Below are 14,385 nucleotides of genomic sequence, written 5' to 3'. Positions count from 1 at the left end.
TAGATTGCGAATTCTTAAATTTCGCGTACAATTAAAGAAAATGAACCAGTAAGGAGGCGACAGAATGCCTGATCAGAACTTAACAAAAATTACTACCCTAATTAATGAAATAGAAAAAGTAGTCTTAGGAAAGCGCAACGTCATTCAGCTAACCGTGACTGCTCTATTAGCCGGCGGACACGTCTTATTTGAAGACATTCCTGGCGTTGGCAAAACCATGATGGTGAAATCTCTAGCCAAAGCAATCCAAAGTGATTTTTCCCGGGTCCAATTTACACCGGATTTGTTGCCTAGCGATATTTTGGGTGTTTCCATTTTTGATGCTCAGACCAATCAGTTTGAATTTCGACCGGGTCCGATTTTTACCACCATTTTATTGGCGGATGAAATCAACCGTACGACTCCCCGCACTCAAGCGGCGTTATTAGAGGCGATGTCAGAAGGTCACGTGACCATTGATAATCATACCTATGCCTTGAATCCTCATTTCTTTGTTTTGGCAACACAAAATCCTGTCAGCTATGCTGGCACCTATCCGTTACCTGAAGCCCAGCTGGACCGCTTTTTATTTCGGCTGCATATTGGGTATCCGGCCTTCGAAGATGAATTGCGTTTATTAACCGGTCAACGGGAGCAGTCTTTGGACTTGATTCAACCAGTAGTAACCTTGCAGGAGTTAGAGGAATTGAAAAAACAAGTGGACCAGGTTTTTGTGGATGAAGCAGTTGCCCGTTACGCATTAGCCTTAGTCGAGGCTTCCCGCAATCATCCTGCTATTGAGTTAGGAGTCAGTCCGCGAGGGTCGATCGCTTTCTTGAAAAGTGCTAAAGCTTACGCTCTAACAGAAAACCGCACCTTCGTGACACCTGGCGACCTGCAGAAACTGCTGCCGGCTGTGTTTGCGCATCGCTTGATTCTCCACAGCGGTCTGTCGGTTGAAGAAGTCATGCATCAGCTGATAGATCAAGTCCCTGTCCCGATAAGGAGCTGAGGATGCCTGTGGTAAAACAATCCCTAAAACTTCTCACTTTTATGATCATTTATCTATTGGGCTTTTTCTACAGTGCCATATTCAATAACGAAATTGGCTGGACCTTGTTTTTATTTATGACCTTTATGTTAGTCCTGTGTTTGGTTCCACTTTTAGTGCCGTTGAAAGGAATTAAAGCCCAATCACCAGCAACAGTGATCACGCATGTAGGCGAAAAAGTAAAATTGCCGCTAGAATTACAACGGGAAAATGCTCTTTTTCCGTTGGCTCAACTGACTGTTTCGGTAACAAAGCCGGCAGTCGACGATGTGATCACCAGCTATCTTTTTTATCGTCAACAACAGCTGCTGTTTAATTGGCGGCCAGAAAAACGCGGGGTTTATCACGAATTGCAGCTCTATTATCAAAGCAGCGATTTTTTTCATTTATTTACCAAAGGACGGACTGCTCAGCTGAATAAGCACATTCTGGTTTTGCCGCAAAAGCAGCCATTGGCTCAAACCCTGCAGCTACAGCAAACTTTGCAAAATCAAACCTTTGGCGAACCGACCTTTACCATCAAAAACTATCGCCCCTATCGCAGCGGGGATACGCCTAAAAATATTGACTGGAAGCTTTCCAGCAAGCAGTCGACGTTGATATATCGTGAACATGAAAATGAACGAAATGCTCAAATGGTCTGGGTCTTTTGGGGTGCACCTTCCGAACATTTCGAAGCAATGTTAAGCTTGTATTATTCTTTGCAGGATTTGTTAGAAGATCCAGTGGAACAATTATTGTTGGGCAAGCACATTGCGGACCCAACTCAAAAGGATGCCTTAGCCTTTGCACGTATCCAGCCGTTGGAGGAAGCACCTGTTCTGCCAAGGCTGACAGAGAAACTGATTTTCTTTTTCACACCAGAGCAGACGCCGCAAACAGTCGAGCAAATAGAACAGCTGAGAAAATACAATCAGGTGATTGTCTATGACTACATTGGGCTCACTAAGAAAGGAAGCAGGTGAGTCTAATGGATTATATGATGAAAAAAGCGCCCTTTACCCTGCTGTCCTTTATCAGTTTGAGTGTCGTGTTTTCCCAATTTTTGACTGTCTACTACTTGCCGATTACTTGGCTGTCCTTTAGTATTGTGGGCGCTATCTGTTTAATTATCGGCTTTTTTGAAGAAACGATGTTCAAGGTTCTTTTCTGTCTGTTTATGTATTTTTTAGGCTTGTATTATTTTGTGCCCTTGAATCAGCCGCTTTCCTTTGGCTGGTTTAGCAATTTTTGGCAGCAGGTAATTTTTCAATTTCAGCAGATCAGCATGGGCTCTCCTAATGCTGTTTCTACGATTGTGGCTTTGCCGCTGCTTTTAGCTCTGTTGATTTTACTGGCGGGATTAATGATTCAGTTCGAACGCTTTTTACTGAGCTACTTGCTAATGATCGGCTATTTGCTCACCTTATCTGTCTTTAATACAATTCAGCTGAATGGACAAATTGCAATTGTTTTTGGCTGCGGAATTCTATCCGCTTTATTCATAAGGAAACAATTACCGAAAAAAATGCTGGTCTTGCTGACTGGTTTAATCTTGGGAGTCGGCTGGGCAGCTTATTACTTGCCCCAGACTTCAGTTCAAACACCGTTAGCTGCCTGGACTGCACCAGTACGAGACTATTTGAATCGAGTTGGCTTGTATGGAAAAATCCGTGAATTAACCACTTCGACAATTTCACGGACCGGTTTTAGTGAAAATGATCAGAGTTTGGGCGGACCGTTGCTGGACGACAACACGATTCTATTTGAGGCAACCCAGGAAACTGATAGCTACTGGCGCGTGGAAAGCAAAGATGCCTACACTGGCAAAGGCTGGGAGGTGCGTGATGGCATTCAGCCGCGACAATTCAGTCGTAGGAGGATTGAGATCAACAGTAATTCTGCCCAGAATAGCTTTCAGCCAACCGAATCTGCCAGCATCCATTTCTTCAATCACGGGATATATCTCCCATTGCCTTATGGTCGCAGTAATTTGCGGGTGACTCAAGGTGCCAGCGGTTTTACTCAAATGCCAGAAAATGGCCGGGTGAATTTTATCGATTCTGATAATGGGGAAAAAGAAGTAGAAAATCAATGGGAGCCGGTTTCTTATCAAATGGAGCATTTGCAGAATGTTAGCTTGGCTCAGCCTACTGACACCGTAGCAGATTATTTGCAGCTGCCGGCGAATCTGCCTAGTCGTGTACGGGATTTAGCTTATGAAATCACACAAACTGAAACAACCTTGCTGGGACAAGTAACGGCAATTGAAGAATACTTAAAAAACTCTGGGACTTTCCGCTACTCAAAAGTGGATGCAGTGGTTCCTGAAGAGGATCAGGACTATGTTGATCAATTTCTCTTTGAATCTCAAGTCGGCTACTGTGATAATTTTTCTTCTTCGATGGTGGTAATGCTGCGCACACTGGGCATTCCCGCACGCTGGACGAAGGGCTTTGCGCCTGGAGATCGTCGGTCAACCAGTGGCGATAATACGGTTTTTACGGTACGTAATTCTCATGCTCATTCTTGGCCAGAGGTTTATTTTGCCGGCTATGGCTGGATTCCTTTTGAACCTACACCCAGCTTCAGTAATCCAGATCGTCCAGCAACAGAGGATAGTCAAACAGAGGACTCCTCTACCCCAAGTTCTGCTAGCAGTAGCGAAGGCAGCTCAAGTACCAGCAATTCTTCGGAACCATCGTCATCGTCGGAGGAAACACCAGAAGTTGCTACCTTTGCCACTAATAATTGGCGAGAAAATTTACTGCTGATCGTGAAATTGCTTGGCGCACTTCTTCTAGTGACAGCCGGTTACTTTGGCTACAAATATTCACTGCGCGCTCAGATTTACTTGATTCTAAAGCTATCTAAACGTCCGCTAATGCATAGTTATTCGGTTTTCTTAAAACGAGCTGATAAGCTGCTTTCTCGTAAAGGCTCCGAGCCTTTACTCGATTATGCCCGGCGATTTGAAGCTGTCCAGACTGATTTTGCCGGAAAATTTGTTGCATTAACAAAAGAATACAAAGCAGAAATTTATGGCAATCTGCCTGCTGAATCATTGAATACGGACTTAATTAAAGAAAATCTACAGCTATTTGAACACCTAAAGAAATAAGTTAATACCTTCCGTTTTTCGTGGAAGGTTTTTTCTTTACGAAAAAAAAAAGCCCAGCAAACGAGTTATGCTGGGCTTGTTCAAATTAATTTTCACTGCTCATGTTATTGTCTTTTACCATTACATCATGAGCGCCGCCTTCAACGATACTTGTTGAAGAAACCAAAGTAATCTTCGCATTCTTTTGCAGTTCTCTAATCGACAACGCACCGCAATTGCACATGGTGTGACGTACTTTACTCAAGGAAACGGCCAAATTATCCTTCAAGGAACCAGCATACGGTACATATGAATCGACACCTTCAACAAAGGATAGGCCTTCTTTGCCGCCAGTATCATACCGTTGCCAGTTGCGAGCTCGAGCACTGCCCTCACCCCAATATTCCTTCATATACGAACCATTGATGCTGACTTTTTCCGTTGGCGACTCCTCAAAACGAGAGAAGTAGCGGCCTAGCATGATGAAATCTGAACCCATTGCTAAAGCCAATGTCATATGATAATCATGAACGATTCCGCCATCGCTGCAGATTGGCACGTAAATGCCTGTTTCTTCAAAATATTCTTCCCGTGCTGCCGCTACATCCTGCACCGAGGTAGCCTGACCGCGTCCAATTCCTTTTTGCTCACGAGTAATACAAATACTGCCGCCACCGATACCGACTTTAATAAAATCGGCCCCAGCTTCGGCTAAGAAACGGAAGCCTTCTCGATCAACCACATTCCCAGCACCAATTTTAACTGTGTCACCGTATTCTTGTCGTACCCATTCGATGGTCATTTTTTGCCATTCGCTGAAGCCTTCACTGGAATCAATACATAAAATATCAGCTCCAGCTTCAATCAAGGCTGGAATTCTCTCCTTGTAATCACGAGTATTAATTCCTGCCCCCACAAAATAGCGTTTCTTGCTGTCTAGTAACTCCAGCGGGTTATCTTTGTGAGAATCATAATCCTTGCGGAACACAAAATACTTCAAGCGCTGGTCTTCATCAATGATTGGCAAAGCATTCAGTTTGTGCTCCCAAAGAAGGTCGTTGGCCTCTGATAAAGTAATTCCATCTTTACCATAAATCAAATGATCAAAAGGTGTCATAAACTCTTTAATTGGTGTATCTACTGACATGCGGGAAATTCGATAGTCACGACTAGTTACCAAACCAACAATTTTGCCATTTAACGTCCCATCCTCTGTTACCGCCATCGTGCCATGTCCTGTTCGATGCTTTAGATCCAACACATCCTGCAACGTACCATCCATATGAAGATTCGTGTCACTTGGTACAAAACCAGCTTTGGTTTGTTTGACCTTACGTACCATTGCTGCTTGCTCTTCAATCGTTTGTGAACAATAGATGAAAGAAACGCCACCTTCTTTTGCTAGTGCGACAGCCAAATCACTGCCGGAAACAGATTGCATAACCGCACTCACCAACGGAATGTTCATCGTTAATTCGGGCTGCTCACCTTTTTTGAATTTCACTAACGGTGTTTCCAGAAGCACATTGTCAGGTGTACAATCTTTAGAAGAATACCCCGGAACTAAAAGATACTCGCTGAAGGTTCTAGAAGGTGTACTGTAATAGTAGGCCATGTTGTCATTAACTCCTTTTTTGTAATTTTAGCTATTATACCATTTTGGCAGAAAAATCTAACGATAATTAGCGATAATTCTGAAAAATATTGCGTCATACCAAATCCTTTATTCAAAGAAAAATATTTGGAATTATTTCCGATTCGAAGGTAAATTGACTAAAATATTTAAGACTATAGCTTTCCGTAATTTCCCGACTATTTTATATCCATATCCTCCCAAGGTCAGTAAGTATAATTTCTCAAATAGGTTGAATGCTTAATTAGAAAATTCTTTCTAAGCTTCTATCTTTCAACTCTGTAAGTTTGTGTTTCTTTTTGTAAGTATTTTCTTTCCTACTTGTTGGTTATGATTAGTTCAACAAATAAATCAAAGGGAGTTTTAAACAATGGAAACAATCGTACTTTTCTTATTAACTTGGTCAGTATATTCAATCAATGTATACTTTTATAAAAAGGAAGCATACAAAAAAATCATTCTAGCAAACAGCTTAATCAGTTTGACTATCGTGTTAGTGAATACGTTAGGAAATTTCGAAAATGCCAGCCACATGGGTATCTTCAGCTTGGTTGTTACCGTCTTGATTAGCACTATCCTAGCAACTTTCTTTTTATGCTTGCCAATCGCATTTAAAATGAACAAGCATATTCTGTAATACTTTGTTGATTAGGCTCTTTGCAATAGTAGTGATATACTTTGTCACTAAAGAAAAGATTGAATAACCGCAACTAAAATCAAGCGGCACCCTATAGATTTCCTTATAGTAATTGTAGGGTGGTTGAAAGAGGTGAAACAAATGTATGAATGGCAGCAGCAAATCCAATTAATTGTAGACGAAATTGATACATGCATTGCTCATTATAACGATGAAGCACTGACGCTGCGTTTTCTCTCCCGCAAGCTGGGATACTCAGAATTTTATACCACACGTAAATTCAAAGAAATCACTGGCATGCCATTTCGTGATTATTTACGGCGGCGTAAACTGTCCTTTGCTTTAAAAGAAGTGCGGGATAGTGAGAAAAGTCTGTTGGATATTGCTTTTGATTATGGATTTTCTTCCCATGAAGCCTTTACCCGAGCGTTCAAGACGACTTATGGGATTGCGCCCAGCGCGTATCGAAAAAATCCTGAGCCAGTAGTCCTTCGTACAAAAATTCATGTCTTTGACCGCTACTTTTTAGGATTTGGAGAGATTGGTATGATCAAAACAACGGAGGATCTTAAGATTTACTTTGTCACTATTCCAGCCCACAAGTTTTTGCATGTTAGCAACAACGAAAGCAACGGCTATTGGGATTTTTGGGAGAAGCAAAGCAGCATTCCTGGACAGGATTGTGATACGATTTCTGGTTTGCTGGACAGCATTAAAGGAAAGCTGGATGATGATGGCGGCAGCGAGGCTAATAGTGGCAGCGGGCAGCTGATGGCCTATCTAAATGATCCCAACGGACGACTTTGTGATTGGGGCTTTCCACGGATTGAGTGTTACGGGGTGCGTTTGCCTGCAGATTACATCGGGGAAGTACCTGAACAAATGACTTTAACCGATATTCCCGAAGCAGAATATTTAGTTTTTGAACATGGCCCATTTGATTACGAACAGGAAAACCGCAGTATCGAAGAAAAGCTGGAAACGGCTATGGCTTCCTTTGATTTTGAAGGGACTGGTTACAGCTACGATACTTCTCCTGGCAGAATTATCTATGTCTATCATGATCCCGAACGCTATTGGAAATATGTGCGCCCGGTGAAAAAATAACCAACAGGAGCTTTCGTTACAGAAAACGAAGGCTCCTGTTTTCTTTGATTTTTCGATATCGACGCGAATCGAGACGGGGACACTTAACTCTTTCGTGTATGCCTTCAATATGATTAGGGCGGATTGACTGCCGAAGATCGCTTAAGTCAAACCATAGAACTTTGCTCTTTTTACATTCTATTCATGTTAAAATATGAGAAAAAGATTCTAAGAATGAACCCTATGATTATTCAACTATAACAGGAAGCTTAAGATGCACTTTCCAGTTTTGAACATTTAGATTATAGCTGGCAGCATCGGCAAAAAATTGCTCAGAGGATTGGGGCAAAGGTAGTGACTTACTGCTGTAAATCACCAACGGATTTAGAAAAATATTCCGATGTGGTCATCATTGGCCATACCGAAAAAGTTATGCAGGTTAGCGGGCTAACAGTTTACTCCTGCGTATCTCTGTTAATCATCACTCGAACCATTATCAAATATATTGGATTGTAAGGAGGAAGACCATGAGTATTTTATGTATTGGACAAGCTGTTTATGATATTACTTTCCCCTTGGAGGAAGCTATTGTTGAGAATCAAAAATATCGTATTTATGATCGGCATGAATGCATGGGTGCACCAGCTGCTAACGCTGCGTATCTCTGTGGTTTATGGGGATTAGAAACTTCTTTGATTGCACGAGTTGGAGCGGATTTATTTGGGAAAGAAATTTTGCGAACCTTGAAAAAAGTGGGGGTAAAGACCACTGGCATTCGCCAAGAAAAGAATCAAAAAACCAGCATCAGTAGTATAATAGTAAATAAGAAGAACGGACATCGAACGATTTTAAATGCTCCCTTGCAGGAAGACTATTTTGAACCCGCTTGGCCAGAAAAAGCCCCAAAAGTCATTCTCTTAGATGGACACGAAAAAGAAGTATCTTTAGCTGGGTTGCAACAATACCCCCAGGCAATTTCGATGATCGATGCTGGCACGTATAAGCTAGAATGTCACAAGCTGTTTGAAACGGTTGATTATCTCGTTTGTTCCCAGGATTTTGCTTTCCAGTATACAGGTGTGACAGTTGACTTAACCAAACAAGAAACGTTGGAAGCAACCTTTAAAAAGCTGTCGGAGTTAAATCCTAATCAGCTCGTGGTAACTTTGGGAGAACAGGGCAGTATTTACTTTGGGGACGGGACCATTAAGCACACCCCCGCCTTTCCATCAAAACCCGTCGACACGACTGGTGCTGGTGATATTTTTCACGGTGCCTTTGCCTATGGTTTGCATGAAAAGCTGCCGTTGGCTGAAATTATTCGACTAGCTTCAGCAGCTGCTGCCCTTTCGGTAGAAAAGCTTGGTGGACAAACATCGATTCCAACATTAAAAGAGGTGCAAAATTTACTATGAAAAGAACAAAACGATTGAATCAATTAGGTTTAGGTATAATCATTATGGTTTATTTTTTATTACTAGCAGGAAGTCGGTTCCACATTATTCCAGCTAACATTCATGTGGTGCCTTTATTCGCTTGTATCCTGATAGCGATAACCATTATTTTAGGTTTTATAATTGTCCCATCTAGCGAGAAAAAACTCTTTCTGCCAAAGGGTATTGGCTATGGCTGGACCCTAAATCCGCGGAATGCATTTGGACTATTGATTTATGTAGCCTTACTAGTTTTAGCGTTGACAGCGATCTTTTAAGCAGAAAGAAGCAAAAATGATGACTCAATCTTACAAGCAGCAGCTGATTCCTCAGTTACAGAAATCTTATCTTTCCTATTATGCAATTGGCAATTGTTTTTTGACCTTTGATCAACAGAAAAGCTATCACTTTAGAATGAATTTGTCCTATTTTTATGAAAAAATCACCCAAGAAAGTCTAGCAAAGACGGTTAGAACGGTAAGAGACTTGATCGGCTGTATTTTTTCTGAAGAGCAGACTGTAACAATTGTTCAGTATATTTATTGGAAAAAACAATTGAAACACCTGCTTCGGCCTGCACAGATTCGTTCAGATTGCTTCCGACCACTGCTGTATGAACAAGGAATTTTAAGAGTACTAGATTATTCAATAAAAAATCTAGCAAACTTGCAAAAGATTGGGGCTTCTTTAGTTTATCAAGATTTTGCTGATTTGGACCCTGGTTATCCTTGTATCAAAAACCCGACAATTTTCGTTAATCTAACCAGAGGAATTGTCCTGCACATTTACGATGATCGCGGCTGCGATGTTTTCTGTCGGGAAGAAAAAGATTATTTAGAGCTGACCAAACAGTTCCAGCCTTATATTGATAGTTACACGACAGATATGAAGCAGCTGGGCTATACCGTGTTGACTTCGTCCTACGGTATTCGTTTCACCAAATAAGCGACAAGCAGCTCCTCATATCGGAGCTGCTTGTCGTTTTTACATCGCATGAACCACTTTCTCCATAAAATCTACTGTCTCAGCAATTCGCTCAAAATCTACAATCGATAAATTATCATTTGGTGTATGCATCACAGATTCCATTAGACTATAGATTTCACTAGAAGTTAAAGCAACGGCTGGGATGCCCGCTCCAGCAAACAACATATGATCTCCCATCGGCCAAGGGTTCGTTGGCTCCACTTGCGGAGTTACCGCCGCAACTTCCTCTATGGTGTTCTTTAGCTCGGCAGGAAATTCATAAAAAGAATAAGACGTGCTGCTTCCTTGCATTCCAATACCATCCACATTGAAGGCACAATGATAAGCTGTCGGATCAGTTAAGGATTCAGCCATAAATGTCATTTCTCCCGGCATTGAATAATAATCTTCACCGTTGAACAAAACCATTTCAATTTGATACTCGCTTTCTGTTGCAGCCAATTGTTCTGCTAGAGTCAGTAAAGCTGCTACTCCACTACCGTTATCCAGTGCACCAGGTGTTGTTGGTTTCGTATCGATATGAGCAGAAAACGATAGCTTTTTACCGGTTCCCTTAGTGGCAATTACGTTTGCGGCGGCGACTGGGTGCCGTTCGGTAAACAAGCGCAATTGATTCTCTCCCTGGCTATTTAATAAAACTGGTAAAAGCTTCCCTTTAACCGCTGCGCAAGGAATATCGAAATCCCCGTCTTGAATAATCGGTACTGGTACTTCTGACAGGAAGCTGACTGTAATTACCGCTAGCGGCTGCTTAACTTCCAGTTCACGAATAATTGCTTGATGTTCTTCCGGATTCCAAAACGTCATACTTTTCGGCATCAGAGTTTCTTTGCATAAGTCGCCGTACAAGACACAAATTTTATTGGCAAGCTCTGCGGATTTCAATTGATCGAATGATTCAACACAGACAAATTCCCCAGTTACATCACAAGGCAGTGAATATTCGGCTGCAGAAACTTCAACCTGCTGACCATCAACCACCAATTCAGCACCATCGTTTTGCCAATCCATACAGGCAAACTCTTGTAAAAGGACTTCATACCCTAAATTTTCAAATACTTTAGTTGCATAATTCACGGCGCTCTGATTAGCGATTGAGCCAGTAGCACGTGCCCCGATTTCTCCACACAGCTTGTTCATATGGCGTTCGACTGTTTTTTTTATTAATTTCATTTTGCTACACTCCTCTTTACTTGATACTATAAGTATGAGAGGTTGACTGAAGAAAAACTTGACCTTCCTTGTGAAAGTGAGGAATAATATGGCAAATTTAGCACACGCTGCTGCAGTAACTCGCATGCAGGAATATATTGAAACGCATTTGGATGAAGAAATTACTTTACATCAATTAGCTCAGCAAGCCGGGTATTCTCCCTGGCATTGCGCCAAATTATTTAAAGAATACACTCAAAGTTCCCCATTTGAATACATTCGCAAGCTGCGTTTATCTCAGGCAGCTTTAGTTTTGCGAGATGAGCAGCGAAAAGTGGTCGATGTTGCCTTGGGTTTTGTCTTCGATTCCCATGAAGGCTTCACTCGAGCCTTTCAAAAACAATTTGGCATTCCTCCGAAAGCCTATCAAAAAAAGACACCTCCAATACAGTTGTTTCATCCTTATCCGGTGGAAAGCTATTATTTAATGGAAGAAACAGGTTCTGAAAATCTGCCGCTAGCACAAAAATTGCATGTGCGCTTAATGGAATATCCAGCCAGGAAACTGATTTTACTAAGGGGAAAACAGGCCGATTCTTACCTTGATTATGCCAAGGAGACGGGCTGTGATGTGTGGGGTATTTTAGCAAGTGTAAAAGAAGCACTTTATGAACCCGTGGGCATGTGGTTGCCGGATTCCTTTCGCCCCAAGGGAACTTCGCTTTATGCTCAAGGTGTTGAGGTCCCGGCTGATTATGTAGGCGAAGTTCCAGATGGCTTCGACTTAATTGATTTACCTTCCTGCACCATGTTAGTTTTCCAGGGAGAACCCTATGAGGAAAAGCATTTTGAAGCGGCCATTGTGGATTTGATGCAGCAAATCGACGCTTATGATCCTAGTCAGTGTAATTGTGTTTGGTCGGACGAGGATGCTCCACGGGTTCAATTGGAGCCCCAAGGTTATCGTGGCTATATCGAGGCTCGTCCCGTTCGGACAATTTAAAAAGGAAGGACTTTGCTGATTACGATGAGCAAAGTCCTTCCTTATTTTTGATAATGAAGTCGACAGGCTAATAAGTAAATCCTATCAGCCTCAACACGATAAATTAAACGATCTATTGGATTGATCCTGTGAGACCAATCGTCAGAATAAGCAAAACGTAAAGGCTCAGGCTTTCCCAATTCTTCGTTTGGAGCAGACTCACTATTTTGAAAGTCTCAGTAGTTCGCTGATTGCATCATGTTCGCCTTCTTTTCCAACCGTTTACTAGCATAAATATAAAAGTATACTATCTTGTACTCAAAAACCACGAAGCTTGAGGACTTCGCGGTTTCTACTTATTTATTGGACGCCAGCAACATCTGTATCAATTAATTTTTTCTCAATTTCTTCCATGTCTGACTGGTCGGCTTCATAAAAATCATCGCTGTTTTTAGCAACCTTCACCTCAACCGTTGATTTTTTACCATAGGTTGGATTTTCTACTTTTTCATTTAAAAAGTCGTACATACGTTGGAATGCCTTTTCGGTAAGCTCTTGCTCATCCGGAGCCGTACCGTCTTCAGCCATTTGCGCCATCACTTCAGTTGTCAGTTCTTTCTGAAAATCAGCCAGATCCTCTTTAAGCCCTTCGAACAACTGCAATGTTTCGACTTCTACCGGTACAGTGAAGCTGTCATCGTCACCCTCTTTTGCTTCACCAACTGTATATTTTGTTTGTTTATATATTTTTTTGAACAGCTCTTCGTATTTTTCAGATAATTCATCGGAAAGCGCATCTGCATCTATCGCGTCCATTTGCATTTCAATCGCCTTATTATATAGATCCTCTGCGTCTTCTTTAGTAGATTCTGTCAGCTCAAGATATTGATCATATTCTCCTCGTGTTTGTGCATCCAGCATACTCTTAACATAGCCACTAGCATCATAAGTACCAGCCCCACATGCACTAAATAGGAACAATGATGCTACCAGCATAATCCCCCAACGTAACAAATTCTTGCCTTTTTCCATCCTTAAAACCCCTTTTTTATTATTTAACTTCTTTGGTTTGAAACCAACAAGTTATTCCCCATTTTAATAAGCACCCTTTAAAATTAAAAAACTAGATAAATCCAATTCCAAAAACAACATTTCCTATTGGTTTATTCCTTCTCTAACAAGAATACACGCGTAGAACTAAAATCATTATATAATTATAACATTTGTCATTTGAAAATTGAATATAAAAAAGGCACAGGAAACAAAAAGTTGTGTCCTGTACCCGTTCGTCATCTATCCCTCAAGCTTACGCCAGCTTGTGTTTTTTCAAAGCCAAAGCAATCCCGTCTTCGTCCGGTGAGGTCGTCACTTCATCAGCAACGGCTAATAGTTCCGCACAGGCATTGCCCATCGCAATCCCGGTGGCAACCGCGGCAAACATTTCCACATCATTATGTCCATCGCCAAACGCATAAGTATCGGCCTTATCTTTATCCAAATGCTTCAAAACTGCTTCAATCGCACTTTTTTTATGGATATTCTTAATGCCGATTTCACCACTGTCTGGTCCAAATGCTGGTACCGTGCTGCGCATCATTTGGAAGTCTCCAAAATATTTATCGTGAATTTTTTCATAAGGAATCGAATGGTTTACAAAAGAAACCTTATTGACGTCCTCATAATCAATTTGCTCTTTGTCCTCAATCAACAAATCCATGAACCATTGAATTTTTCCTAACCGTGACTTGCCTTCTTCACTGTCAGCCGAAACACCTTTTAAAGTCAGCTTGGTTAAAGCCGTTTTCAAATTTTCGCTGGCAAACAAGCCCTTATTTGACTCCAAGTAATAATCAATCTGGTTGCTTTCTAAGAACTCAATCAGCTTTAACAATTCCGCCGAATCAAAGACCTTATGCAAAATTACCTCCCCGTCTACTTCACAATACCCGCCGCCGGCACCGATAATTCCGCTCAACGGCAAATCTAATGCTTCTTGCGTAATTTCTGCTTTAGAACGTCCCGTACACAAGAAAAATTGGTGACCCTTCGCTGCCGCCTGATTGATTGCTTCTTTAGCACTTTCAGGGATGATTCCCGCATCATTGCACAACGTGCCATCCACATCTAAAAAGATTAGTTTTTCCATTTTTTCACCTCGAATATTTAATTAGAAAGACTTCGCGAATCCCCCGATTCATGAAAAAACCCGTTAAGGAATAAGCCTCAAAGAAAGCCTTCTCTTAACAGGTTTAGCCTAGTCGCACTAGTCACTATCCAACTTTTATGGTAAACGTTTACGAGATAAAGGTCAAGCTGATCCGAAACTTCCAGCAACTGTTTCTGTATTTACTCCGTAAAACAGGAAC

At 41.6% G+C, this 14,385-nt stretch carries 14 protein-coding genes and 1 pseudogene; 10 read left to right on the top strand and 5 right to left on the bottom strand.

The features are described 5' to 3' along the window. Window positions 1-64 precede the first annotated feature (64 nt). Genes I588_RS06065 through I588_RS06055 form a run of 3 tightly spaced genes read left to right on the top strand, consistent with a single transcriptional unit; the run spans window position 65 to window position 4,130 of the window. On the top strand, window positions 65-991 hold the full coding sequence (locus I588_RS06065) for an AAA family ATPase (protein ID WP_010758089.1): 927 nt from the start codon (window positions 65-67) through the stop codon (window positions 989-991). Between the two features lie 2 nt (window positions 992-993). Further along, entirely contained in the window at window positions 994-1,995 is a 1,002-nt protein-coding gene (locus I588_RS06060) for a DUF58 domain-containing protein (RefSeq protein WP_010758088.1), read from the top strand. 5 nt (window positions 1,996-2,000) lie between these two features. Continuing rightward, on the top strand, window positions 2,001-4,130 hold the full coding sequence (locus I588_RS06055; protein WP_010758087.1) for a transglutaminase-like domain-containing protein: 2,130 nt from the start codon (window positions 2,001-2,003) through the stop codon (window positions 4,128-4,130). Between the two features lie 85 nt (window positions 4,131-4,215). On the opposite strand, the gene I588_RS06050 is transcribed toward I588_RS06055, so the two are convergent. Beyond that, complete coding sequence (locus tag I588_RS06050; protein WP_010758086.1) at window positions 4,216-5,724, bottom strand: IMP dehydrogenase; 1,509 nt, start codon at window positions 5,722-5,724, stop codon at window positions 4,216-4,218. Window positions 5,725-6,112: 388 nt separating this feature from the next. Here I588_RS06050 and I588_RS06045 point away from each other — a divergent pair, with 388 nt between their 5' ends. From I588_RS06045 to I588_RS06025, 6 genes are all read left to right on the top strand, one after another. Then, complete coding sequence (locus tag I588_RS06045; RefSeq protein ID WP_010758085.1) at window positions 6,113-6,379, top strand: hypothetical protein; 267 nt, start codon at window positions 6,113-6,115, stop codon at window positions 6,377-6,379. A gap of 141 nt (window positions 6,380-6,520) precedes the next feature. Next, window positions 6,521-7,486: a helix-turn-helix transcriptional regulator gene (locus tag I588_RS06040; protein WP_010758084.1), complete on the top strand. Its 966-nt coding sequence runs from the start codon at window positions 6,521-6,523 to the stop codon at window positions 7,484-7,486. 333 nt (window positions 7,487-7,819) lie between these two features. Continuing rightward, window positions 7,820-7,981, top strand: coding sequence for a hypothetical protein (locus I588_RS27230; RefSeq protein ID WP_155857161.1), 162 nt, complete (start codon window positions 7,820-7,822; stop codon window positions 7,979-7,981). 11 nt (window positions 7,982-7,992) lie between these two features. Beyond that, window positions 7,993-8,880: a carbohydrate kinase family protein gene (locus I588_RS06035; RefSeq protein WP_010758083.1), complete on the top strand. Its 888-nt coding sequence runs from the start codon at window positions 7,993-7,995 to the stop codon at window positions 8,878-8,880. Continuing rightward, window positions 8,877-9,176, top strand: a complete 300-nt coding sequence (locus I588_RS06030) for a hypothetical protein (RefSeq protein WP_010758082.1) — start codon at window positions 8,877-8,879, stop codon at window positions 9,174-9,176. The genes I588_RS06035 and I588_RS06030 overlap by 4 nt, the downstream gene beginning before the upstream one ends. 19 nt (window positions 9,177-9,195) lie before the next feature. Then, the gene (locus tag I588_RS06025) at window positions 9,196-9,843 is read left to right on the top strand and encodes a DUF3885 domain-containing protein (protein WP_034693418.1); all 648 of its coding nucleotides are present in this window, start codon (window positions 9,196-9,198) and stop codon (window positions 9,841-9,843) included. 39 nt (window positions 9,844-9,882) lie between these two features. Here I588_RS06025 and I588_RS06020 read toward each other — a convergent pair whose 3' ends face one another. Next, on the bottom strand, window positions 9,883-11,058 hold the full coding sequence (locus I588_RS06020; protein ID WP_010758080.1) for a M28 family metallopeptidase: 1,176 nt from the start codon (window positions 11,056-11,058) through the stop codon (window positions 9,883-9,885). An 88-nt stretch (window positions 11,059-11,146) separates the two neighbouring features. Between I588_RS06020 and I588_RS06015 the strand changes: the two genes are divergently transcribed. After that, window positions 11,147-12,040, top strand: a complete 894-nt coding sequence (locus tag I588_RS06015) for a helix-turn-helix domain-containing protein (protein WP_010758079.1) — start codon at window positions 11,147-11,149, stop codon at window positions 12,038-12,040. 41 nt (window positions 12,041-12,081) lie between these two features. On the opposite strand, the pseudogene I588_RS28165 reads toward I588_RS06015, so the two are convergent. From I588_RS28165 to I588_RS06005, 3 genes and pseudogenes are all read right to left on the bottom strand, one after another. Beyond that, window positions 12,082-12,222: pseudogene (locus I588_RS28165) on the bottom strand (type II toxin-antitoxin system YoeB family toxin); the annotation flags it as partial. 157 nt (window positions 12,223-12,379) lie between these two features. Further along, window positions 12,380-13,051, bottom strand: coding sequence for a hypothetical protein (locus I588_RS06010; RefSeq protein ID WP_010758078.1), 672 nt, complete (start codon window positions 13,049-13,051; stop codon window positions 12,380-12,382). 274 nt (window positions 13,052-13,325) lie between these two features. Further along, window positions 13,326-14,165 carry a Cof-type HAD-IIB family hydrolase gene (locus tag I588_RS06005; protein WP_010758077.1) on the bottom strand — a complete coding sequence of 280 codons (840 nt, stop codon included), beginning with the start codon at window positions 14,163-14,165 and terminating at the stop codon, window positions 13,326-13,328. Window positions 14,166-14,385: the final 220 nt, after the last annotated feature.

Origin of the sequence: Enterococcus pallens ATCC BAA-351, from assembly GCF_000407485.1 — a bacterium.
GTDB lineage: Bacteria > Bacillota > Bacilli > Lactobacillales > Enterococcaceae > Enterococcus_A > Enterococcus_A pallens.
The sequence above is the reverse complement of the archived record's forward strand: the minus strand, read 5'-3'. Positions and strand labels throughout refer to the sequence as shown.

Coding starts and splice junctions, on each gene's coding strand:
- I588_RS06030 (WP_010758082.1), top strand. CDS start 8,877: ATGAAAAGAACAAAACGATTGAATCAATTAGGTTTAGGTATAATCATT.
- I588_RS06065 (WP_010758089.1), top strand. CDS start 65: ATGCCTGATCAGAACTTAACAAAAATTACTACCCTAATTAATGAAATA.
- I588_RS06040 (WP_010758084.1), top strand. CDS start 6,521: ATGTATGAATGGCAGCAGCAAATCCAATTAATTGTAGACGAAATTGAT.
- I588_RS06020 (WP_010758080.1), bottom strand. CDS start 11,058: ATGAAATTAATAAAAAAAACAGTCGAACGCCATATGAACAAGCTGTGT.
- I588_RS06060 (WP_010758088.1), top strand. CDS start 994: ATGCCTGTGGTAAAACAATCCCTAAAACTTCTCACTTTTATGATCATT.
- I588_RS06045 (WP_010758085.1), top strand. CDS start 6,113: ATGGAAACAATCGTACTTTTCTTATTAACTTGGTCAGTATATTCAATC.
- I588_RS06035 (WP_010758083.1), top strand. CDS start 7,993: ATGAGTATTTTATGTATTGGACAAGCTGTTTATGATATTACTTTCCCC.
- I588_RS06025 (WP_034693418.1), top strand. CDS start 9,196: ATGACTCAATCTTACAAGCAGCAGCTGATTCCTCAGTTACAGAAATCT.
- I588_RS06010 (WP_010758078.1), bottom strand. CDS start 13,051: ATGGAAAAAGGCAAGAATTTGTTACGTTGGGGGATTATGCTGGTAGCA.
- I588_RS06015 (WP_010758079.1), top strand. CDS start 11,147: ATGGCAAATTTAGCACACGCTGCTGCAGTAACTCGCATGCAGGAATAT.
- I588_RS06050 (WP_010758086.1), bottom strand. CDS start 5,724: ATGGCCTACTATTACAGTACACCTTCTAGAACCTTCAGCGAGTATCTT.
- I588_RS06005 (WP_010758077.1), bottom strand. CDS start 14,165: ATGGAAAAACTAATCTTTTTAGATGTGGATGGCACGTTGTGCAATGAT.
- I588_RS06055 (WP_010758087.1), top strand. CDS start 2,001: ATGGATTATATGATGAAAAAAGCGCCCTTTACCCTGCTGTCCTTTATC.